Origin of the sequence: Serratia microhaemolytica (assembly GCF_004011885.1) — a bacterium.
GTDB lineage: Bacteria > Pseudomonadota > Gammaproteobacteria > Enterobacterales > Enterobacteriaceae > Serratia_G > Serratia_G microhaemolytica.
Map to the genome: position 1 here is coordinate 34263 of NZ_SBEF01000003.1, position 22133 is coordinate 56395.

Here is a 22133-nt window from a genome sequence, read left to right on the forward strand (position 1 = left end):
TGGGCAGTTCCGCCGTGGATCGAGCACTAGGTCCAGTGCCGAATCAGCCCCTCTTGTGCGCTGGATGCGACCAATGCGCCATCACGGCGGTAGAATTGACCGCGTACCAGTCCACGCCCTCCCGCCGCAGATGGGCTTTCTACCGCGTATAGTAGCCACTGGTCGAGACGAAAAGGGCGATGAAACCACAGTGCGTGATCCAGTGTGGCGACTTGCATGTTCTGTTGTAGAAAACCAACGCCATGCGGTTGCAGTGCGGCGGGGAGAAAATGGAAATCAGAAGCATAGCCGAGTAAGTATTGGTGCAGGTGCAGGTCATCCGGCAATTTACCGTTAGTTCGCATCCAGATATAACGATAGGGCGGTTCCGATTTTCCTTGTAGCGGGTTATAAAACTTCACTGGGCGCATTTCTATCGGCATTTCAGCGGTAAATTTTTCGCGTATTGCGGCGGGTAGAGTTGCGGCGATTTTTCGCATCAGAATCGGTTCTGCCTGTAGCGTTTCCGGTGCTGGCACTTGCGGCATATTGTTCTGGTGTTCAAACCCCTGTTCTGAGAGCTGGAACGAGGCGGTGAGGTAGAAAATAGCATACCCTTTTTGCACTGCACCGACGCGTCGAGCACTAAAGCTGCTACCATCACGTAATGTTTCTACTTGATAAATTATGGGTTTACTGCTGTCTGCCGGGCGTAAAAAATGGCAGTGCAATGAGTGTAGTGTGCGTTCCCTGATCACGGTCTGTTGTGCGGCATAGATCGCCTGGCCAATCAATTGGCCACCAAAAACTTGGCGTAAGCCGATATCTTCACTGTGGCCACGAAACAACCCCTCTTCGGTTCTTTCTACTTGCAGCAGGGCAAGTAAATCCTTTAGTGGCTGGCTCATCAATTATCATCCTGGTTATTGTTATCGATAGGGTATCTAGCTGTTTCATCGGTGGTGGGTATGGCTGTGATCAGCTAGTTAATCTGCCAACCCTCACGTTGTAAATCGATCTGCCCTTGGGGGTTAAAGTGAATGCCTTCAGCCCGTAGCGCTTGTCGTTGACGTTGGAAATCTTCTCCTTGCTGTGAAATCTGCCCATAACGATTGACCACGCGATGCCAAGGCAGTGTGCTGTTAGGTGGTAAATTGCGTAATACGCCACCAACCTGACGCGCTGCGCGCGGTGAGCCGGCCAGTTTTGCTACTGTGCCGTAAGTTGTCACCTTCCCGTAAGGGATGGCAGCGACGATCATTATCACCCGTTGTTTGAAGCTATCTACTGACATGCTTTATTTCCGTACTGCTGAGATACAATACATCTTGTTACAATTAGTGTACATTTTATTCCGATCGGTGAGTGCATTTGTACAGCATAGAGCGAGTCGCGCTGTTAGCGAGTATCACTTTGATCGATAACTACAATCGATAACCACGCTCCTAGTGCCGTAGCCTGACATTTTGTCATTGATGAGAGCAGGGTTAAGCCTGGTCATCGACCGCATCAATGAGTGATATCTACCCGCGAGTTGCCAAGCTGCTGCTTAGATTAACACGATGTTTTCTGCTCGGTTAGTATTGCCGTTAAAGGAGTTTCACCGCCATGACACGTACCCAGCGCCTGCTTGAGTTGATGCAGCTATTGCGAGCATACCGTTATCCGGTTACTGCCTTGATATTGGCGGAAAAGCTCAATATTAGTGTGCGCACACTTTATCGCGACATTCAGACACTTCAGCAGCAGGGAGTTGAAATTGAAGGTAGTGCCGGTGTCGGTTACCGCTTGAAGTCGGATTACCTTCTTTCTGCACTGATGTTTAACCAACAAGAGGTTGAAGCGTTATCACTTGGGCTGGATTGGGTCTCGTGCCATACAGATCCTGAACTGCAAAAAGCGGCAAAAGAGGCACGAGTGAAGATCCACTCACTGTTGCCAGACAAGCTGGCACATGGCATTGAGTATCCATCATTAATGATCGCCAGCGAGGGTAGCGATCAACTGCATGAGGTGATGCCGGAAATACGGCGCGCTATCCGTCAGCGCCGTAAACTCAAATTTACTTATCGTGATAAAGACGATGTTGTTTCATCACGCTTGGTTTGGCCTGTTGCTGTCGGTTTTTTCAACTCAGTGCGTATATTGGCTGGGTGGTGTGAGTTACGTCAGGCATTTAGACATTTTCGTCTCGACCGAATGATCAGTGTGCAAGTGATGCCGCAGCAGTATCCTAATAGCCGTCATCAACTGCTTAAAGCATGGCGAGAAGATGAAAATATGCTAGAAAAACAGACCTACTGACCAACACGGTCATGGCATCAGGTTGAACCAGAACAGTGAGAGTCAGCATTGTCGCCGGACCTGATGACTAACAACAAAATTCCAGTATCACATTGATTAAAAGTGGATTAGATATCCACACAAAATTTTTGTCGAAGTTATGGCGGAATTGCCGCCATTTGCGACTATGATACGCGCCAGAGAGTGACCTGATGTGCAGTGTTGGCACTGTGTTGGGGGTTGGCTCAAATTTTATGCTGTTATTGGGTCATGAGTATTCACACTAATTGGAACTGGTAAAATAAAAAGTGAATATTTAATTGATTTTATTGTTTTTTTTAAGGTGGAGAGGAAACCGTTTAGTATGATCAAAATAGGAAGAGTATGCCTAGCGGTGGTTGGGCTTTATTTTTGTACCTCTTCTGGTATGGTGCTCTCCGGAGCGCTCGATGAGCAGCGTCAGCGTTACCAGCAAATTACCCAAGCGTGGGATAGAAACCAGATCGAGCTGGTCGAGAAGTTAATGCCGGCGCTGGAAAACTATCCGCTCTATCCCTACCTTGAGCATCGTCGACTGATGGAAACGATGCCGAGCGTTAGCCGGCTTCAGATTGAACAGTTCTTACGGAAGTATCCCGATTTGGCCGTCGCCGATTCACTTACCAATGCTTTTATCAACGAACTTGCTCGGCGTGAAGATTGGCCGGGAGTGCTGGCATTTAGTCGACAGGAACCAAAAACAGTTGAGGCCCGTTGCCACTATCATTATGCCAAGTGGCGCGTTGGTGAGGCACACGCAGCATGGCGTGGTGTTGAGCAACTTTGGTTAACCGGCAGTTCGTTACCACGCGCTTGTGACAGTCTGTTAACGGCATGGCGTGCAGCGGACCAGCAAACTGCGCTTCAAACCCTCACGCGTATGGCATTAGTACTCAAGGAGGGAGGTAATGGTTTATTGGCTGAACTTTCACGCCAACTTCCCAGTGATCATCAGCCGTTGGGCAGTGCCTTATTGCGTTTGCAAAAAGACCCGTCCACCCTAGGTGCATTTGTGCGTAGTGAGCCAGCCAGCGATTTTAGCCGTTCAGTCAGTGGGATTGTGCTGGCTAAGTTGGCACGCCAGGATGTTGAAAAAGCACGTCTGTTGCTACCAACTTTAGTTGAGTTGCAAAAAATGAGTGCGCCGGAGAAGGTGGCACTTGAAGAAGCAGTGGCGGCGCGTTTAATCGGCAATGAGGCGAACAGTAAGCAGGCAGAGTGGCGTGATCAGGTGCTGGAACGTAGTCAGTCGGTAGCATTGCTTGAACGACGTATTCGTTTGGCGTTGGCGACGGCAGATCGCGACGGGCTTAAGTTTTGGCTTGAGCGTCTGCCTGAGCAGGCGCGTAGCAAAGAGGAGTGGCAGTATTGGCGTGCCATCTCTTTGCTTGAAAATGGTGAAGAAGATAAAGGCCGGGATATATTGCGCCGTTTGGTAAGAAAGCGTGGTTTTTATCCGATGGTGGCAGCGCAAAAACTAAATATGCCACATTTGATTCGGGTCGAAGTGGCTCGTAGACCTGAGCCTGGGTTGAGCCAACGGTTAGAGATTGCTCGTGTACGTGAGCTGCTCCATTGGAATTTGGATGAGTTGGCGCGTAATGAGTGGAAAGTGTTTGTTGCTAATCACAACCGATTGGAGCAGGAGGCGCTAGCGCGTTATGCCTTTGAGCAGCAATGGGTCGATTTGAGCGTTCAGGCGACCATTGTGGGCAAGCTTTGGGATCATTTGGAAGAGCGTTTTCCCGTGGGTTGGCCACAGGAGTTTCGTCACGCGACGGATGATAAAGCGATTAGCTTGAGTTATGCCATGGCGATTGCGCGCCAGGAGAGTGCTTGGGATCCGAAAGCGCGTTCTCCAGTGGGAGCTACCGGGCTGATGCAACTGATGCCGCGAACTGCACAGGATACCGCCAAGAAATTTGCGATTACCGATTATCGTGATAAAAGCCAATTAGTAGAGCCGCAAATGAACATTAAAATAGGCACTCAGTATCTTGAGTCGGTCTATCAGCAGTTTGACCATAACCGTATTTTGGCGTCAGCAGCCTATAATGCTGGGCCTGCACGAGTAAAAAGTTGGCTGAATAACAGTAATGGGCGGTTGGATTCAGTTGCTTTTATTGAGAGTATTCCATTTGCCGAGACACGCGGTTACGTAAAAAATGTACTGGCATATGATGCGTTTTATCGTTACTTTCTGCACCATCAGCCGACAAAAATTCTCACTGATGCCGAGTGGCAGCGGCACTATTGATGGCAATAGCTCTGGTACTTCCCATTCATAATGTATGGTGGCAACAATGACCCAATCATCTTCAAACGATCAACTGCTTGCTACAGCGGAGAACCGCGATTGGCAGCGTGTGATGACACTACTGCAACAGGCAGTGGCGCAGAATTTGCACCAACCGTTGATGCAGTTGTTGCTCACCCCAGATGAGCGCAGCGCACTCAGTACCCGAGTACGTATTATTCAAGAGCTAATGCGCGGTGAAATGAGTCAGCGAGATTTGAAAAATGAGCTGGGAGCAGGGATCGCGACGGTAACACGTGGTTCAAATAGCTTAAAGGCTGCCAGCCCACAGTTGAAACAGTGGTTAGAACAGCAATTATTGGCTGAGGATAGATGATCGGCTCAATTTGTGCCGCTGACTTGAACAGTTGGCACGGTGCAAAAAGTGTGGCAGACAAGGCAGGGTGAGCGCAGCTAGATCGCTGGCCAAAATTTGAACGGCAACTTGGTGGCGGTAAATCGTATAGGTGCTGAGCTGGCGCACTCCTCAACGTAAGCGGAGGTAGGCCAGCTTCAGGTGGGGCATGGTAGCCACAGAAACATTATCGATAGGTTGTTATAGTACAGGTACAGGCTGGTTTTGCTGTTGATACACTGGGTTGCAGAATGGTACCAGTGCCAGTAGCAGTGCTTGATGGTAAACGCTGGTGCGACTCAGTTTACCATCGGTGAACAGCCCGATTGCACCACCTTGCCGTTTCAGATCGCGGTTGCCAGTCAGTAAGGCGATTTCACTGCCCAACTCACGTCCAGTGCGGATACCTTCTAATACCAACTCTGGCAGCATCAGGCTGGCAGAGCGAGATTCACCACGGATGGTTGGGTTTTCTACCGTCATCCAGGCGAAAGTCATGTTTTCTTCAATGCCTGCTTCCACGCCAACCCAGAAATCGGCTTCAGGTCTTACTTGCCGTGCTTCCATCACACGTTGACGGGCACCGCTGCGTGTTTCTGCATTTCCCATCGGTTGTAATGAGACTCCGCTAGCGACATCAACAGGTTCGAGGCGGAATTGATCAGCACCAAAGGTGTCGGCAAAGGCCAACTCAATCGCTTTAATCTTGGCTGGATTCGTCGTTGCTGCGATAACATGATACATAGCGGGTATAGCTCCCTTAAATATTGAGTTCTACGTTGCCTACTCTGGCCGGATAGGTGCGAGCATTCACCATTCAGCGCGAGTTGCCAAACGACGCTAGCTCGATCTTCGTTTATGTCACATAAGCGATATGGCACAGAAACTGCCAGCTAAAATAGCGCCTATCGCTCTCCAGATGGTTGGTTGGGCTAGCATGTTACTCCAGCATCACTAGTTATGGCAAAGCAGATCAGGAAGAAACAGCTCATGAATCAGTAATGGGCTACCATCAAGAAACAGGCGTGAACGTCGTCCCCATACGGTAGCAGCACGACAGTAGGGGTTGGATAAAATCTCGAAATTGGCCAATTGCAGGTGGTCACGTGGCACAAATTCAGCCGCAAATAGCCGATCGCCTATTGGTTGCGCAGCAGAGACGGTCGATGCATTTTGCATAAGCACCGAGTTGGTAAACAGCGTCCAGGCAAGGATTGCTGGTCCGTGATCACCATGTAAAATTACTGTGCGGCAGACTCCCTGGGTACTGGTAGACGCGACCAGTTGTTGCTCTTCACATGAAAAATCAACAGTCTGGTTGCCCAACCACGTTAATGAAAAATGCTGATGATGGCGGCGTAGCCGCTGGGTTAACGAGCAGGGTTCCAGTAACCAGGGGCGCAATGGTTGCGGGAATGGGTAAGATTCCGCAGGCTGCCATGCGCTGGTTCGTATTAACGGAATGGGGAGAGTAACAACATTGTGCATTACGAGTTTACCCGTGAGTTGCCGGTTGGTCTTTCAGCCGGCCATTATCGATAAATTGACGGTAAAAAGTAAGTGTTAGTGTGTTGGCAGCGAGAGACATAGACAATCATCGTGCCAGTTGCTGAGGTCAATAGTGAGTGCAAGCTAACCAAACCAGCGTTTACGTCATTTGGGTTGTATAGTTTATTTTGATATACTTAACACTACTTCGCTGCCAATCTGACTGGGTTGGCGATCTACTTTTCCATCGGATAGCATCATGTTGACTCAACTTTTGACCGCAGAGGTCATCCGAATTGAACCTACTGCGCGTGACTGGCGTCATGCGATTGAGCTGGCAACCGCCCCACTACTGGCGAAAGGCATCATCAATCCCTCCTATGTGAACGCTCTTTTTAGTTCCCACGAGAAGCTAGGCCCTTACTATGTGTTGGGACCTGGTATTGCTATGCCTCATGCTCGCCCAGAAGATGGCGTAAACTGTTTAGGCTTGGGCTTGACGGTGATCAAACAGGGCGTGAATTTTGGTTCGGATGGCAATGATCCGGTCTATTTGTTGATCACGCTGGCGGCCAGTGATAGCAACTCTCATGTTGAAACCATCGCTCAGTTAGCCGAGTTGTTTATGAATGAAGCCGACGTGTCGGCGATTATTGCTGCCGAGACGAAAGACGAGATACTGCGCATCTTGGCGCGTTATTAATTGGCGCTGATTGGCGCATTGAACAGAGGAAGTAAGTGATGAAAATTTTGGTTGTCTGTGGTCATGGTCTTGGTACTAGTCTGATGATGGAGATGAGTATCAAAACGATTTTAAAAGAGTTGTCAGTCACTGCGGACGTTGATCACCGTGATCTGGCTTCTGCTGGTACAGAAACGGCGGAAATATTTGTAGCTACCCGTGATATTGCTGAACAACTGCAAGCAATGGGAGTGAATGGCCGTTTGGTAGCGCTTGATAATATGGTCGATAAGGCAGCAATGAAAGAGAAAATTTCTGCTGCGTTGCGTGAGCTTGGTGCGTTGTAACACCTCTGTTTGCGGCCCGAGGGCCGCCTCTATGACTGTCTGGAACTGACTATGGCGTTTTTCAATTTTCTGATGTTTGATGTGCTCTCTGAACCAGCAGTACTGGTTGGTCTTATTGCACTGATCGGTTTGATTGCTCAGAAAAAACCGGTAACTGAGTGTATTAAAGGTACAGTTAAAACCATCATGGGTTTTGTCATTTTGGGGGCTGGTGCCACTTTGGTGATTAACTCTCTGGGTGACTTTGCCACCATTTTCCAACACGCCTTTGGTATTAAGGGGGTGGTGCCGAACAATGAAGCGATTGTTTCGATCGCTCAGAAGTCGTTTGGTAAAGAGATGGCGATGATTATGTTTTTCGCCATGTTGGTGAATATCCTGATTGCTCGTTTTACGCCGTGGAAGTTTATCTTTTTGACCGGCCACCACACGATGTTTATGTCGATGATGGTGGCTGCTATTCTTGCTGCGGGTGGCATGTCGGGCGTGGCGCTGATCGCGGTCGGTAGCCTTGTGGTAGGGGTAACGATGGTGCTGTTCCCAGCATTGGCGCACCCTTACATGAAGCAGATCACCGGTTCTGACGATGTTGCACTGGGGCATTTCTCGACCATTTCCTATGTGTTGGCCGGTTTTATTGGTGCCAAACTGGGTAACAAAGCACACAGTAGTGAAGATGTGCAAGTGCCGAAAAGTCTGCTTTTCCTGCGTGATACTCCGGTGGCGATCTCGTTCACTATGGGGATCATTTTCATCATCACTTCGCTGTTTGCCGGTGCAGAGTTTGTTGCAACCCTCTCTAAGGGTAAGCATTGGTTGATGTTCTCGTTGCTGCAATCAATCACGTTTGCTGCGGGCGTGTACATCATTCTGCAAGGGGTGCGCATGGTGATCGCCGAAATTGTGCCGGCGTTCAAAGGCATTTCTGATAAGTTAGTGCCGAATGCTAAGCCAGCACTGGATTGTCCAATTGTATTTCCCTATGCCCCGAATGCGGTGTTACTCGGCTTTTTAGCCAGCTTCACTGCTGGGCTGCTGGGCATGGTTTTGCTTTACCTGGTTGGGCTAACAGTGATTATTCCTGGTGTGGTGCCGCACTTTTTTGTCGGTGCCGCTGCAGGTGTGTTTGGTAATGCAACCGGTGGACGTCGTGGTGCTTTGCTAGGTGCTTTCGCCAACGGTTTGCTGATCACCTTCCTGCCAGTTTTCCTGCTGCCGGTGCTGGGTGATCTTGGCTTTGCGAATACTACATTCAGTGATGCTGATTTCGGTGTGGTTGGCATTCTGCTGGGTTTGATTGTGCGTTAAATAGTCATTTGGTGTTTAAAAAAGCCACCTCAGAATACCGGTCAGGATTTCCTGGCCGGTATTTTTTTATGTTTAATCATCAGCAAGATCATGCTATTCAATCGAGTCTGTGCTTATTGTGGTTCAATCACACTTGAATAAAGGGAACTTATCGGTAAATATATCGTCTTAAGCGATGTTTTTAGATAAATATGAAACATTCAAACTTAATTAAGGGTTTTAACGATATGAATAAGCAAAATCGTCTGTTGCTGGCGTTGAGCGTGGCTAGCGTACTGGTAACCGGTAGCGTGCAGGCTGGGGTGCTTGATTCACTGAGTAGTGCGATTGGTGGCTTAACAAAACCAGGCAGTAGTAACACCACAAGCACTGCCAACAGCGCTAACACGTTATCACTTTCTACATTGACCGATTTACTCAATGGTGGCGATTCTGCCTTGAGTGCGAAAACAATGGGTAATGCCGCCGGTATTTTGGAGTATTGCGTCAAGAATAATATCTTGTCGCAGAGTGGTACTGATCTGGTTAAAAATCAGTTGCTGGATAAATTAGGGCTAAATACGCCCGCCAGCGCTAATAATCAGGATTATCAACAAGGATTGGCTGGGCTGCTAAACACCAATAATGGTCAACAGGTTGATTTGGCAAGTCTGGATATGTCAAAAATCACCGAGCAGGTGAAGCACAAGGCGTGTGAGCTGGTGCTGGATCAGGGTAAGTCATTTCTGTTCTAACGGTTAATCACCGCTGGCAGTGTTTATTGCCTGAATGGCATCGCACTGTGAAGGAGAGGGCACTGGGTCGGTGCCCTGCTCTGATGCGGGTTAGCCAATGATTTCATCCAGGCTTAGCTCATCACGGATCTGCTGTACCCACGCTTCTACCCGTTGGGCAGTCAGTTCAGGTTGGCGATCTTCGTCGATCGCCAGACCGATAAAGTGTTGTTCATCAGCCAGCCCTTTAGAGGCTTCAAAATGGTAACCGGCGGTTGACCAGTTGCCGACAATGACCGCACCACGCGGCTCGATGATGTCACGGATGGTGCCCATCGCATCACAGAAATATTCCGCATAATCTTCCTGATCACCACAGCCGAACAGCGCCACTAATTTTCCATTAAAGTCAATCTCTTCCAGTGTTGGGAAGAAGTCATCCCAGTCACACTGTGCTTCACCGTAGTACCAAGTTGGGATACCAAGCAGCAGGATATCAAATGCTTCCAGATCCTGTTTACTGCTTTTCGCGATGTCGTGCAGTACAGCGACATCTTTCTGGTACTTTTGCTGAAGAATTTTTTGGATCATCTTGGCAATGTTTTCGGTATTGCCAGTATCGCTGCCAAAGAAAATACCTACCTGAGCCATATCAAATATAACCTTTTTATTCAATTAACTGCATCAAAAACGTCACCACAACCGACTATCAAACCCTGCTGTTATTGAGCAGCCAACGCTGTATACGATCTGTTTTCTGCTGTTGTCCCGTGAGCAATCAACCAGTTCAATTGGCTGACGATTCTGTACATGTCAGCAACTCTGTGCACCACCGCAAGGGTTAAAACAGGCGGTTTACGACTCTGACTGTTCTGCTAATTGGGCCAGCAGCATCTGCTCAATCAGCTCGCTGCGGCTCAGATTACGCTGTTGTGCCAGCTTATTTAACGCAGTGACTGCATTTGCGTCCATCTTCAGTTCTACACGCCGTAATCCACGCACTTTGTCGCGTTTTAGCTGATTGCGCTTATTCACCTTGAGCTGTTCATCACGGGAAAGCGGACTGGTTTTCGGCCGCCCAGGGCGGCGTTCATCAGCAAACAGATCCGGTGTGGTACGATCGGTTTGTTCTTTTGCCATTGTTGCACTATTGCCATTGTCGCACTATTGCAAGAGAGTGTAATACCTTTGTTACCTGAACGGGCAGGCGTAGCGCGGCATATTACCTTAGCAGTGGTAATAACGACAATGGGTAATGTGGCTAAAAACGCAACAAGCTATGTGTTGTGGTCCTCGTTGGTTGATTTCTCGCTGATGAAACGTTCAATTGCACGTAGCACTGTTTCTGGTTTTTCGGCATGTACCCAGTGGCCGGCTGCGGCCACTTCATAAGCGCGCGCTTGTGGAAATTGGCGCACAATCTGTTCACGGTAGCTATCCTGAAGATAGTTAGAGTGTGCCCCACGAATAAACAACACCGGATGTGGCCAAGGTGGCAGCTCTTGCCAACCGATGATGTGGTGATATTCCGCCATCAGTGCTGGCAGATTAAAGCGCCAGTTACCTTGGTGGAAAGATTTCAGCAGAAACTGGATCACGCCCTCTTCGGTTAAGGTTGTTCGTAACTGTTCAGCCGCTGCTGAGCGTTGCGTGATGCCAGCCTCAACGACGGACTGTAGTGCCGCGAAGATGTGATCATGCTGACGTAGCGAATAACTGACCGGTGCAATGTCGATCACCACTAGGCGAGCAATACGTGCAGGGGCTAATGCCGTGAGCGCCATGGCTGCTTTGCCACCCATTGAGTGACCAATCACGATAGTCTGTTCTATCTGTAATTCATCAAGCAGTTGCAGGAGATCTTCCGCCATCAGTGGGTAATTCATCGCGTTGCTATGAGGAGAGCGGCCATGATTGCGTAAATCGACTTTGATGACAGCGTGTTGCTGGTTTAATTCGCGTGCCAATTGGCCTAAATTATCAAGATTGCCGAACAGACCGTGGATCAGCAGTAGGGGTAAGCTTGCCGGTTGTGCGGTTTGAGCAGGCAGTAATTGGTAGTGTAATTTCATGCTGAACAACATCACAGTGAAATGGTCTGTAGCACGTTACTGCAAGATGGCCTTATGAGCAACTTGCCGTGTTTTCGGTTTAATAGATCGTTCACCCAGCAGGCGATCTGGTGTAAGCTGGCGCGGTTCGTGCGGTTACCAAGTTATGCAGCCACAGTTGGCGCAACAGTGTAGAGAAAACAGACTGGATTAAGATGAAAACGATAGAAGTTGATGAAGAACTGTACCGTTATATCGCCAGCCATACCCAGCATATTGGCGAGAGTGCCTCCGACATTTTACGCCGGATGCTAAAATTCACCCCAAGTCAAACCCCAACAGTGGCCGAGAGTGTCAGTGCGCAGGTGCAAACAGAATTGGCGCTGGTCGCGCCAGCACCGCTCCGTGAGCGTGTGCGTGCGATGCGTGAGTTGCTGCTGTCGGATGAATATGCGGCACAACGTAAGGTGGTTGATCGTTTTATGTTGGTGCTAGCGACACTCTATCAGCTCGATGCTGCCATGTTTTCCACCACTGTGAGTGAGTTGCATGGGCGTACTCGTACCTATTTTGCGGATGATCGACAAATATTGCTGGATCGTGGTACTCATACGCAGCCAAGGCAGATTGCCGATACTCCTTACTGGGTGATCACCAATACTAACAGTGCGCGTAAACGTAGCATGGTCGAACAGATTATGCTGGCGATGCAATTTCCGCCAGAGCTGATTGAGAAGGTGCGCACGACTATCTAAGTGAGCGAATTCTGCCGTAGGTTGTTGCGTGATGACTGACGGCTTTGGCTTTGGGAGAGAATTCATGATCAATAATCCACGAGCCGGGCAAGCGGCTCAGCAAGATGATTTAATCAATATTGCGCAACTGACATCACACTATTATGTCTTACAACCACAACCCGATAACCCTGCCCATGCAGTGAAGTTTGGTACATCAGGCCATCGAGGTTGCGCCAGCCGGCAGAGTTTTAATCAAGCACATATTTGGGCGATTGCACAGGCGATTGCTGAGGTACGTAAGCTGAGTGGTATTGACGGCCCCTGTTATGTTGGTAAAGACACTCATGCGCTATCGGAACCGGCTTTTATCTCGGTGCTGGAAGTATTAACGGCGAATCGGGTTGAAGTGGTGATTCAGCAGAATAATGGTTTCACCCCAACGCCGGCAGTATCGCACGCTATTTTATGCCATAACCGCCAGGGTGGTAGATTGGCGGATGGTATTGTGATCACGCCTTCACATAATCCACCAGAAGATGGTGGTATCAAGTACAACCCTGCAAATGGTGGCCCTGCTGACAGTGATTTGACTCGCTTGATTGAGCAGCGCGCTAACCAGTTATTGGCTGACAATCTACGCGGAGTGCAACGGCAGTCTATCGAACAAGCCTGCCAGAGCAGCTATTTACATGTTGAAGATTTAGTGCAGCCATATGTTGAGGGGTTGGTGGATGTGGTCGATATGGCGGCGATCCAGCGTGCTGAATTAAAGCTGGGTGTTGATCCGTTAGGTGGTTCAGGTATCGGTTACTGGCAGCGGATTGCCGAACATTATCGGCTGGATCTGACGTTGGTGAATCAAGCGCTGGATCAGACGTTCCGTTTTATGCCACTCGATTACGATGGCATGATCCGGATGGATTGCTCATCAGAATTTGCTATGGCCGGTCTGCTGGCGTTGCGTGACAAATTTGACTTGGCATTTGCCAATGATCCCGACTATGACCGTCATGGCATTGTGACGCCCAGTGGATTGATGAGCCCAAACCACTATCTGGCGGTGGCAATCGACTATCTTTTCCGCCATCGCCCAGCATGGGCAGCACAGGTGGCGGTAGGTAAGACGCTGGTGTCGAGTGCGATGATTGATCGCGTCGTGGCAGCTTTGGGGCGTCAATTGGTAGAGGTGCCAGTGGGCTTCAAATGGTTTGTTGACGGCTTGTTTGAGGGGCGTTTCGGTTTCGCTGGTGAAGAGAGTGCTGGGGCCTCTTTTTTGCGTTTTGATGGTCACCCTTGGTCGACGGATAAAGATGGCATCATTATGTGTCTGCTGGCGGCAGAGATCACTGCGGTTACTGGGCAAAACCCGCAACAGCACTACTTATCGCTAACCAACCGTTTTGGTTCATCCAGCTACAATCGGCTACAGGCAGCCGCTAGTGCGGTGCAGAAAAAGGCGTTGGCACAACTCTCTGCTGACAGCGTACAAGCGACGATGCTGGCAGGAGAACCGATTATCGCTCGTTTGACTCGCGCGCCGGGTAACGGTGCGCCGATAGGCGGTTTGAAGGTGATGACTCAGAACGGCTGGTTTGCTGCTCGTCCTTCCGGTACTGAGGATGCGTACAAAATATATTGTGAGAGTCTATTGGGTAGCGAACATCGCGAACAGATTGAGCGTGAGGCGGTCGAGATCGTCAATACGGTATTGGCTTCATCTGGCTAACAGTGAGTTGCCACCGTGGGCACGGCAACGGTGGCAACTTGGCGACTAACGTTTTTTGTTAAATGCTGCCGCTAGTGCATCACTCATCGCGCTGTTGCCGCTGTTTTGCACACTGCTCGGCTTTGCTTTATGTTCGCTTGAGCGGGCGGTGTTGCGGTTGCTGGCGGGATTGCCACTGTGAGTTGTGCCTCGGCGCGTGTTGTTTTCGCCAGGCTGCTCGTCTAGACGCATACTCAGCGCAATACGTTTGCGCGGTAGATCTACCTCCATCACCTTCACCTTCACGATGTCTCCTGCTTTGACGACAGTGTGTGGATCTTCAACGAATTTATTCGCCAGCGAAGAGATGTGTACCAGACCATCCTGGTGTACGCCGATATCAACAAAGGCACCAAAATTGGTGACATTGGTTACCGCACCTTCCAAGATCATACCGATTTTAAGGTCATTCAGCGTTTCGACCCCTTCGGCAAATACCGCTGTTTTGAACTCTGGGCGCGGATCTCGTCCTGGTTTTTCCAGCTCTTTCAGGATATCACTGACGGTGGGGACACCAAACTTCTCATCAGTAAAATCACTGGCTTTGAGATTGCGTATTGCGCTGGCATTGCCCATCAGATCACGCAGTGCTTGTTCGGTTGCCGCCAGAATGCGTTCAACAACTGGGTAAGCTTCTGGGTGTACCGTTGAGGCATCTAACGGGTTATCGCCTTGGTTGATGCGCAGAAAACCAGCACATTGTTCGAACGCTTTCGGCCCCAGCCGGCTGACTTTTAACAGTTGATTGCGGTTGCTGAAACGGCCATGTTCATCACGCCAAGCGACAATGTTCTGTGCCATCATTTTTGTTAGGCCTGCGACGCGTGTGAGCAGCGGTACCGAGGCGGTGTTTAGATCAACCCCAACAGCATTAACGCAATCTTCAACTACTGAATCGAGTTTCTTGGCTAATTGGCTTTGGCTGACGTCGTGTTGGTATTGGCCGACACCGATCGATTTCGGATCGATCTTGACCAGTTCCGCCAAAGGGTCCTGTAACCGGCGAGCGATGGAAACGGCCCCACGCAGTGACACATCCAACTGGGGAAACTCTTGTGCTGCCAGTTCGGAAGCGGAGTAGACTGAGGCTCCCGCTTCACTGACAATCACTTTTTGTGCCGTTATTGCTGGGTATTGCTGTTGTAATTCGCTGTAGAAGCGTTCGGTTTCGCGTGAGGCGGTGCCGTTGCCGATGGCGACCAGTTCTACATTATGCTTACTGCACAGTGCAGCGACAGTGGCGGCGGCTTTTGCCGCTTGACCGGTATGTGGGTAAACGGTGTCGGTGGCGACCAGTTTGCCGGTGGCATCAACAACGGCGACTTTAACCCCGGTACGCAGGCCTGGATCGAGCCCCATAGTGGCACGCATTCCTGCGGGTGCTGCCATCAGCAGATCGTGCAGATTACGGGCGAATACCTTGATTGCTTCATCCTCGGCACGTTCGCGCAGTGTGCTCATCAATTCAGTTTCCAGATGTAGCAGCACTTTAATGCGCCAAGTCCAGTTCACGACTGATTTACGCCAGCTATCTGCCGGTGCCTGATTTAAACGTAAGTCCAGATGGTTGATGATGATCAATTCACCCTGGCTCTCGCGTGGTGGTTCCTCGTGGTGTGGATCGGCATTCAGTGTGAGTTGCAGGATGCCTTCATTGCGACCACGGAACATGGCGAGTGCCCGGTGTGAGGGCACCTGAGCGATGGGTTCTTGGTGGTTAAAGTAATCACGAAATTTCGCCCCTTCCTCTTCTTTGCCTGCTACCACACTGGAGACCAGATGAGCATTTTTCCATAAGTAATCACGTACTTTGGCCAGCAAGGCAGCATCTTCAGCAAAGCGTTCCATCAAAATATAACGTGCGCCATCCAATGCGGCTTTGACATCGGCAACACCTTTTTCCGGATCAACGAATGCGGCAGCTAGCTGTTCTGGTTGCTGTTGTGGCTGTTGCCAGAGTGTTTCTGCCAGTGGCTGTAAACCGGCTTCGATAGCAATCTGACCGCGTGTGCGGCGTTTCGGTTTGTACGGTAGATAGAGATCTTCCAGTTCGGTTTTGCTCAGTGTGCGCTTGATCGCTTGTTCCAGCTCTGTGCTGAGCTTACCTTGATCACTGATCGACTTGAGAATAGTTTGACGACGTTCCTCCAGTTCACGCAGGTAACTTAAGCGAGTTTCCAACTGGCGCAGTTGGGTATCATCTAATGCGCCGGTCACCTCTTTACGGTAACGGGCGATAAACGGCACGGTGTTACCTTCATCCAGTAAACGGATTGTGGCATCCACTTGTTCAACGCGAACTTGGAGTTCGCTGGCAATGGTACTGCTGACTGACTCAATCATAAATAGGATATCTGCTTGCAACAATAATCAATGAGGGACAGTTATACGTTCTGCTAGCCTGAAATGCCAGTGCAGCACTGAAAGCTTGTCCCAGTAGCGTATTAGGTAACCGAGTGATCAGTTTCAGTGGTTTTAATATAGTCAATCTGGTTGACCCACCACTCAACAATACCGGTTGGTGTGTGCACGCTAGCACTATCGCCCTCGGCTTTTTTGAGCAGTGCGCGAGCCATCGGGGAATCGATTGAGATGTAATCCTTACGACCAAAAATTTCATCATAACCCACAATACGGAATCGTTTGGTTTCACCGGCTTCATTCTCGACCGTGACCCAGGCACCAAAAAAGACCCGCCCCTCCTGTTGTGGCGAGTAATCGACGATCTTTAACTGCTCCAGGCATTTGGTTAGGTAACGGACACGGCGATCAATTTCACGCAGGCGTTTCTTGTTGTACTGATAATCTGCATTTTCGCTACGATCACCAAGGCTAGCTGCCCAAGTGACCTTTTTAGTCACTTCAGGACGCTCATCACGCCATAGAAAATCTAGCTCCTGTTTCAGTTTGTTGTACCCCTCACGGGTGATCAGCAATGTTTTCATCACAAAATCCGTTGATAGCCTTTCGGTATAACAGATTTTCGCACAAAGTTGGCTTGCTGCTAATGGTTTATCAAGTCACCGTTGGATTGGTCGAGGTGCTTAAAACGGGATTTTCATTATCTATATAATAAATAAAGTGATTATAACCAGGTTTGCAACTGTGGTGGCTAAGATGGAATGTGCCAGCTATCCCGATAAGGGAAAAATATATTTTATATCAATGAAATAATTTTATTGTGGTGATAGCTGATAGGTTTAAAATGGGATTTTTTGATTAAAAAATGATCTTTTTGATTAAAAATTGATCTTATTGGTTGAGAAATGTTCTACTTTGCCCTCATCCTACCTCGGCAGTGCAACAGAGTAAATGCTAACTATTAGGAGTTACTATCACTATGAAAGAATTTGTATCTCTGGTTATACCTCTGACGTTGTTTTCGGCCTCTTCTTTGGCAACTGAAACGCACGGCTGTGCTAATGCTACTCCTCAGCAGATTGCAGCACTGTTTGAACGCTGGAACAGTGCGTTAATGACAAGTGATGCGGTACTGGTTGCGCAACACTATCTTAGCGATGCAGTTCTGTTACCGACTGTTTCTAATCAGGTTAGGTTAACCGATGCTGAACGGATTGACTATTTTGAGCATTTCTTGGAAAAAAGTCCGGTTGGTCAGATTGACAGCCGTACTATTCGTATTGGTTGTAACACGGCGATAGATACAGGAACATATTCTTTTGTCTTTAAAGATCAATCAAAAGTCTCTGCTCGTTATACCTTTACTTACGCTTGGGATGGCAGTGAGTGGAAGATTTCATCCCACCATTCGTCAGTGATGCCTGAACACTGATTAACGCTGCACACACTGGGCTGTCGCCCAACACTGAAACGTCATCGTGCCTATTGATCTGCCGATGGCGTTTTTTGTTTTTATCTGAGTTAAACTGTTGAGTGTGTCGTTACGCTATTTTGTGCCTAAAATTGCTGTTTAGGTATGCTCCGAGGGGTATTTTTTGCTGGTAGTGACACGCTTTTAAGCAAAGCTCATTATTATTTGTTTGAAAAACAAGATTTGTAACAATAGTTATAACATGCATACCATTAACTACTGTTAGTAATAATGAGTTTTCTGACAATACAAGACTATTGCCGATGTAGTCGCTAGCGTGGGCGGTGTATACCTAAATGAGCCTAGGGGAAGAAGGTAGCACCAGCTATCAACCCGTAGCTTTGGCAAATGGGGTATACTCGAGAGTACGTTTAGGGTAGAAAGAGGTAAGGCGGCCAACACCGCTGCCTCTTGATGAGCGACGGGTATATTAAGGGCGAGGCATGACCTCGAATCAGGCAATACAGCCTTTGGGAGTAAGCTAATGCAAGAAAATCATAAGATCCTGGTCGTCGATGATGATATGCGATTACGTGCGCTGTTAGAGCGTTATTTAACTGAACAGGGTTTCCAGGTTCGTAGCGTTGCCAATGCTGAGCAGATGGATCGTTTCCTGACGAGAGAATCTTTTCATTTGATGGTGCTGGATCTGATGTTGCCCGGAGAAGATGGGTTATCTATTTGTCGCCGTTTGCGTAGCCAGAGTAGCCCAATGCCGATCATTATGGTCACTGCCAAGGGTGAAGAAGTTGATCGAATCGTTGGTTTGGAAATCGGTGCTGATGACTACATTCCGAAACCATTTAATCCACGTGAGCTGTTAGCTCGTATCCGTGCAGTGCTGCGTCGGCAGGCGAATGAGCTACCGGGAGCACCTTCTCAAGAAGAAGCCGTGATCGCGTTTGGTAAGTTTAAACTCAACCTTGGCACACGGGAAATGTTCCGTGAAGATGAGTCTATGCCATTAACCAGTGGCGAATTTGCTGTGTTGAAGGCGTTGGTTAGTCATCCGCGAGAGCCACTTTCTCGCGATAAACTGATGAATTTGGCACGTGGGCGTGAATACAGCGCAATGGAGCGTTCGATTGACGTGCAGATCTCCCGTTTGCGTCGGATGATCGAAGAAGATCCCGCCCACCCACGTTACATTCAGACAGTTTGGGGGTTGGGCTACGTCTTTGTACCGGATGGCCGTAAGGCATGAAACGATTGCGTTTCTCACCACGCAGCTCGTTTGCTCGCACTTTGTTAATGATTGTCACCTTGCTGTTTGTGAGCTTGGTGACAACTTACTTGGTGCTGCTTAATTTCGCCATTCTACCGAGTCTCCAGCAGTTTAATAAGGTATTAGCCTACGAAGTACGTATGCTGATGACTGACCGGTTACAGTTGGAAGATGGAACGCAGCTTGAAGTGCCCGCTGCTTTTCGTCGTGAGATTTATCGTGAACTCGGTATCTCTCTTTATACCGATGCGGCTGCACAAAAAAGTGGTTTACGTTGGGCACAACACTACCACTTTCTCAGTGAACAGATGGAACAGCAGCTAGGGGGACCGACTGATGTTCGCATTGAAGTCACCAAAAATTATCCGGTAGTCTGGTTAAAAACCTGGCTGCAACCGGACATCTGGGTGCGGGTGCCTCTGACAGAGATCCATCAGGGCGATTTTTCACCGCTATTCCGTTATACCCTGGCAATTATGCTGTTGGCGATTGGTGGCGCTTGGCTGTTTATTCGTATTCAGAACCGCCCGCTACTAGAGCTGGAACATGCTGCTTTGGAAGTTGGGCAGGGGCGGATCCCGCCTCAATTACGCGAATATGGAGCTTCTGAAGTACGTTCGGTGATCCGTGCGTTTAACCAGATGGCGGCAGGCGTGAAACAGCTTGCTGATGACCGCACACTGCTAATGGCCGGAGTGAGCCATGATCTGCGCACCCCGTTGACGCGTATTCGATTGGCTACTGAGATGATGAGTACCGCAGATGGCTACCTGGCTGAGTCGATCAACAACGATATTGAAGATTGCAATGCCATCATTGAACAATTTATTGATTATCTGCGTACTGGGCAGGAGATGCCGACAGAGTTGATGGATCTTAACACCATCCTTGCGGAAGTGATTGCGGCAGAGAGTGGTTATGAGAGGGTAATTGAAGGCGCGTTGATGGAAGGGCCACTGCGTGTTGAGGCGCATCCGCTATCGATCAAGCGAGCTGCGGTGAACATGGTTGCCAATGCAGCGCGTTATGGCAATGGGTGGATCAAGGTGAGTAGTGGTCGCGATTTTCCACGTGCCTGGTTCCAAGTGGAAGATGATGGTCCTGGTATTAAAACTGAGGAAATCAATTATCTACTGCAACCTTTTGTGCGAGGTAACAGTGCACGCAGCACGAGCGGCACGGGTCTTGGTCTGGCAATTGTTCAGCGCATTATTGATGCCCATGCCGGTGAGCTAGAGATCGGTACTAGTGAACGTGGTGGATTGCGCATTCGGGTCTACCTGATCCAGCCGATAGAGAAGAAAGAGGTAGCGGCAACCAGCCCTAAACCTAACAAAGAACCGAGTTGAACAGTTTCGTTTTGCTGGTTATCAACGCTAGACTTGGGCGCACTTTGGGTGCGCCCTTTGTTTTCCTATTTACTAGGTAACATCTTCTGGCTGGTGGTTAATCGTGCGAGCGATGCTGCTGGCAATGCTTGCTGTCAGTAATAGGTTATTGAACACGATAGGTGAGGGCGGCGCTTGTGCGATGTCACTAATCTGGCACTTTTGGAAAGTGTGGCTGTCGGTGAATAGTATAACTTATTGTTTCTAATGGCACGCCCTACAGGATTCGAACCTGTGACCTACGGCTTAGAAGGCCGTTGCTCTATCCAGCTGAGCTAAGGGCGCAGAGTGAGGAGAGTGAGTGCGATATTGCACTGAACAACATTTAATTCAGCAATGCTTGCTTGAATATTGACTTAATTTCAACGCACAGCATCCCAGTGAACAACACGCTGAGGATGCTGATTATACGGCTGAACGCCCTTGAGTCAATGCCTTTTGACTGTCTGGCGATCGAGTGAACATTTTTTATCGAGTAAAAAATTTTGCTCAATTGCTAGCACAAACCAATTGCTGAATGTATCGCTTCTGTTAGGAGCTGTTGACGCAACAGCAGCCCATTTCCCTATTCTGGATCATGCAGAACAGCGAGCAAGCTGTGCTATTTCATGTGGATGTTTTTCTTTGATCATAAAACGTAGCACATTTATTTACCGCTCTGTAGTTTTCGGCTGATTCATCACCTGACAGAGTCCCTTTCTTCTGACAAAATAACAGCACTTCTGCTTCTTCATACACGATGGGTTTTCTTTTTGATGTCAGCAAAGATTATTGATGGTAAAACAGTGGCGCAACAGGTCAGGAACGAAGTGGCCGAGCGTGTTAGACAACGATTGGCTGCTGGTAGACGTGCTCCAGGGCTGGCAGTTATCCTGGTTGGTGAAAATCCGGCTTCACAGATTTATGTTGCCAGTAAACGTAAAGCTTGCGAAGAAGTCGGTTTTGTTTCTCGCTCATATGATCTGCCGGACTCTACGACAGAGGCGGAGCTACTTGCACTGATCGATAATTTAAATGCAGATAATTCGATAGATGGCATTCTGGTACAACTGCCGCTACCTATAGGCGTTGATAACATCAAAGTGCTTGAGCGTATTCATCCAGATAAAGACGTTGATGGTTTTCACCCTTACAACATCGGTCGACTCTGTCAGCGCGCCCCCAGACTACGCCCCTGTACGCCGCATGGCATTATTACCTTACTTGAACGTTACCAAGTTGATACTTACGGTCAGAATGCCGTTGTTGTTGGAGCATCGAATATCGTTGGTCGTCCAATGAGTCTAGAACTGCTGCTGGCAGGCTGCACCACTACCGTGACGCACCGTTTCACTAAAAATTTGCGCCATCATGTTGAAAATGCTGATATATTGATTGTTGCTGTTGGCAAGCCACACTTTATTCCTGGTGACTGGATCAAACGGGGAGCGATCGTGATTGATGTCGGGATCAATCGGTTGGAAACAGGCAAAGTGGTCGGCGATGTTGAGTTTGCCACTGCCAGTGAGCGTGCAGCATATATTACTCCAGTGCCAGGAGGCGTGGGACCGATGACGGTGGCAACACTGATCGAGAATACCTTGAAGGCGTGTGAGGAGTACCACGATACAACACCTGTTTGATTGCGGTACTTGTTGAGGTAGTC

Annotated in this window: 22 protein-coding genes and 1 tRNA gene; 13 read left to right on the forward strand and 10 right to left on the reverse strand. The window is 48.9% G+C overall.

Going from position 1 to position 22133, the window contains the following annotated elements:
- Positions 1–26 precede the first annotated feature (26 nt).
- Both tesB and EOJ37_RS02980 read right to left on the reverse strand, forming a co-directional pair.
- On the reverse strand, positions 27–887 hold the full coding sequence (gene tesB / locus EOJ37_RS02975; RefSeq protein WP_127957656.1) for an acyl-CoA thioesterase II: 861 nt from the start codon (positions 885–887) through the stop codon (positions 27–29).
- 74 nt (positions 888–961) lie between these two features.
- Positions 962–1273, reverse strand: coding sequence for an MGMT family protein (locus EOJ37_RS02980; protein WP_127957658.1), 312 nt, complete (start codon positions 1271–1273; stop codon positions 962–964).
- Positions 1274–1587: 314 nt separating this feature from the next.
- Here EOJ37_RS02980 and EOJ37_RS02985 point away from each other — a divergent pair, with 314 nt between their 5' ends.
- The 3 genes from EOJ37_RS02985 to trpR all read left to right on the forward strand — a co-directional run bounded on the left by EOJ37_RS02985 (position 1588) and on the right by trpR (position 4934).
- Complete coding sequence (locus EOJ37_RS02985) at positions 1588–2283, forward strand: helix-turn-helix transcriptional regulator (RefSeq protein WP_127957660.1); 696 nt, start codon at positions 1588–1590, stop codon at positions 2281–2283.
- Positions 2284–2626: 343 nt separating this feature from the next.
- Positions 2627–4558 (forward strand): murein transglycosylase, encoded by a 1932-nt coding sequence (gene sltY / locus EOJ37_RS02990; protein WP_127957662.1) that lies wholly within the window; start codon positions 2627–2629, stop codon positions 4556–4558.
- 46 nt (positions 4559–4604) lie between these two features.
- Positions 4605–4934 (forward strand): trp operon repressor, encoded by a 330-nt coding sequence (gene trpR, locus EOJ37_RS02995; RefSeq protein ID WP_127957665.1) that lies wholly within the window; start codon positions 4605–4607, stop codon positions 4932–4934.
- A gap of 219 nt (positions 4935–5153) precedes the next feature.
- On the opposite strand, the gene yjjX is transcribed toward trpR, so the two are convergent.
- Complete coding sequence (yjjX, locus tag EOJ37_RS03000; protein ID WP_127957667.1) at positions 5154–5696, reverse strand: inosine/xanthosine triphosphatase; 543 nt, start codon at positions 5694–5696, stop codon at positions 5154–5156.
- 210 nt (positions 5697–5906) lie between these two features.
- The gene (locus EOJ37_RS03005) at positions 5907–6440 is read right to left on the reverse strand and encodes a chorismate--pyruvate lyase family protein (RefSeq protein ID WP_127957668.1); all 534 of its coding nucleotides are present in this window, start codon (positions 6438–6440) and stop codon (positions 5907–5909) included.
- Positions 6441–6699: 259 nt separating this feature from the next.
- Between EOJ37_RS03005 and EOJ37_RS03010 the strand changes: the two genes are divergently transcribed.
- The 4 genes from EOJ37_RS03010 to EOJ37_RS03025 all read left to right on the forward strand — a co-directional run bounded on the left by EOJ37_RS03010 (position 6700) and on the right by EOJ37_RS03025 (position 9511).
- On the forward strand, positions 6700–7143 hold the full coding sequence (locus EOJ37_RS03010) for a PTS sugar transporter subunit IIA (protein WP_127957671.1): 444 nt from the start codon (positions 6700–6702) through the stop codon (positions 7141–7143).
- Between the two features lie 38 nt (positions 7144–7181).
- Entirely contained in the window at positions 7182–7469 is a 288-nt protein-coding gene (locus tag EOJ37_RS03015; protein ID WP_127957674.1) for a PTS sugar transporter subunit IIB, read from the forward strand.
- Positions 7470–7520: 51 nt separating this feature from the next.
- Positions 7521–8777 carry a PTS ascorbate transporter subunit IIC gene (locus EOJ37_RS03020; RefSeq protein WP_127957675.1) on the forward strand — a complete coding sequence of 419 codons (1257 nt, stop codon included), beginning with the start codon at positions 7521–7523 and terminating at the stop codon, positions 8775–8777.
- A 227-nt stretch (positions 8778–9004) separates the two neighbouring features.
- Positions 9005–9511: a YjjA family protein gene (locus EOJ37_RS03025; protein WP_127957677.1), complete on the forward strand. Its 507-nt coding sequence runs from the start codon at positions 9005–9007 to the stop codon at positions 9509–9511.
- Positions 9512–9601: 90 nt separating this feature from the next.
- Here the strand turns inward: EOJ37_RS03025 and fldA are convergent, their stop codons facing one another.
- The 3 genes from fldA to ybfF form a co-directional block, all read right to left on the reverse strand.
- The gene (fldA, locus tag EOJ37_RS03030; RefSeq protein WP_127957679.1) at positions 9602–10141 is read right to left on the reverse strand and encodes a flavodoxin FldA; all 540 of its coding nucleotides are present in this window, start codon (positions 10139–10141) and stop codon (positions 9602–9604) included.
- A gap of 204 nt (positions 10142–10345) precedes the next feature.
- Positions 10346–10630: a LexA regulated protein gene (ybfE, locus tag EOJ37_RS03035; RefSeq protein ID WP_127957681.1), complete on the reverse strand. Its 285-nt coding sequence runs from the start codon at positions 10628–10630 to the stop codon at positions 10346–10348.
- Positions 10631–10767: 137 nt separating this feature from the next.
- Positions 10768–11574: an esterase gene (gene ybfF, locus EOJ37_RS03040; RefSeq protein WP_206194018.1), complete on the reverse strand. Its 807-nt coding sequence runs from the start codon at positions 11572–11574 to the stop codon at positions 10768–10770.
- A 182-nt stretch (positions 11575–11756) separates the two neighbouring features.
- Here ybfF and seqA point away from each other — a divergent pair, with 182 nt between their 5' ends.
- Complete coding sequence (gene seqA, locus EOJ37_RS03045) at positions 11757–12296, forward strand: replication initiation negative regulator SeqA (RefSeq protein ID WP_127957686.1); 540 nt, start codon at positions 11757–11759, stop codon at positions 12294–12296.
- Positions 12297–12360: 64 nt separating this feature from the next.
- Entirely contained in the window at positions 12361–14004 is a 1644-nt protein-coding gene (gene pgm / locus EOJ37_RS03050; protein WP_127957688.1) for a phosphoglucomutase (alpha-D-glucose-1,6-bisphosphate-dependent), read from the forward strand.
- A gap of 45 nt (positions 14005–14049) precedes the next feature.
- Here pgm and EOJ37_RS03055 read toward each other — a convergent pair whose 3' ends face one another.
- Together EOJ37_RS03055 and greB are read right to left on the reverse strand one after the other, a co-directional pair.
- Positions 14050–16386, reverse strand: coding sequence for a Tex family protein (locus EOJ37_RS03055; protein WP_127957690.1), 2337 nt, complete (start codon positions 16384–16386; stop codon positions 14050–14052).
- 101 nt (positions 16387–16487) lie between these two features.
- On the reverse strand, positions 16488–16988 hold the full coding sequence (gene greB / locus EOJ37_RS03060) for a transcription elongation factor GreB (RefSeq protein ID WP_127957692.1): 501 nt from the start codon (positions 16986–16988) through the stop codon (positions 16488–16490).
- 395 nt (positions 16989–17383) lie between these two features.
- On the opposite strand from greB, the gene EOJ37_RS03065 reads away from it, so the two are divergent.
- The 3 genes from EOJ37_RS03065 (at position 17384) to envZ (ending at position 20449) form a co-directional block, all read left to right on the forward strand.
- The gene (locus tag EOJ37_RS03065) at positions 17384–17836 is read left to right on the forward strand and encodes an SgcJ/EcaC family oxidoreductase (protein WP_127957694.1); all 453 of its coding nucleotides are present in this window, start codon (positions 17384–17386) and stop codon (positions 17834–17836) included.
- A 523-nt stretch (positions 17837–18359) separates the two neighbouring features.
- On the forward strand, positions 18360–19079 hold the full coding sequence (ompR, locus tag EOJ37_RS03070) for an osmolarity response regulator transcription factor OmpR (protein ID WP_127957695.1): 720 nt from the start codon (positions 18360–18362) through the stop codon (positions 19077–19079).
- Positions 19076–20449 carry a two-component system sensor histidine kinase EnvZ gene (gene envZ / locus EOJ37_RS03075; RefSeq protein WP_127957698.1) on the forward strand — a complete coding sequence of 458 codons (1374 nt, stop codon included), beginning with the start codon at positions 19076–19078 and terminating at the stop codon, positions 20447–20449. The genes ompR and envZ overlap by 4 nt, the downstream gene beginning before the upstream one ends.
- A 247-nt stretch (positions 20450–20696) precedes the next feature.
- On the opposite strand, the gene EOJ37_RS03080 is transcribed toward envZ, so the two are convergent.
- Positions 20697–20773, reverse strand: a tRNA-Arg gene (locus EOJ37_RS03080).
- Positions 20774–21243: 470 nt separating this feature from the next.
- Between EOJ37_RS03080 and folD the strand changes: the two genes are divergently transcribed.
- Positions 21244–22110, forward strand: a complete 867-nt coding sequence (folD, locus tag EOJ37_RS03085) for a bifunctional methylenetetrahydrofolate dehydrogenase/methenyltetrahydrofolate cyclohydrolase FolD (RefSeq protein WP_127957700.1) — start codon at positions 21244–21246, stop codon at positions 22108–22110.
- Positions 22111–22133: the final 23 nt, after the last annotated feature.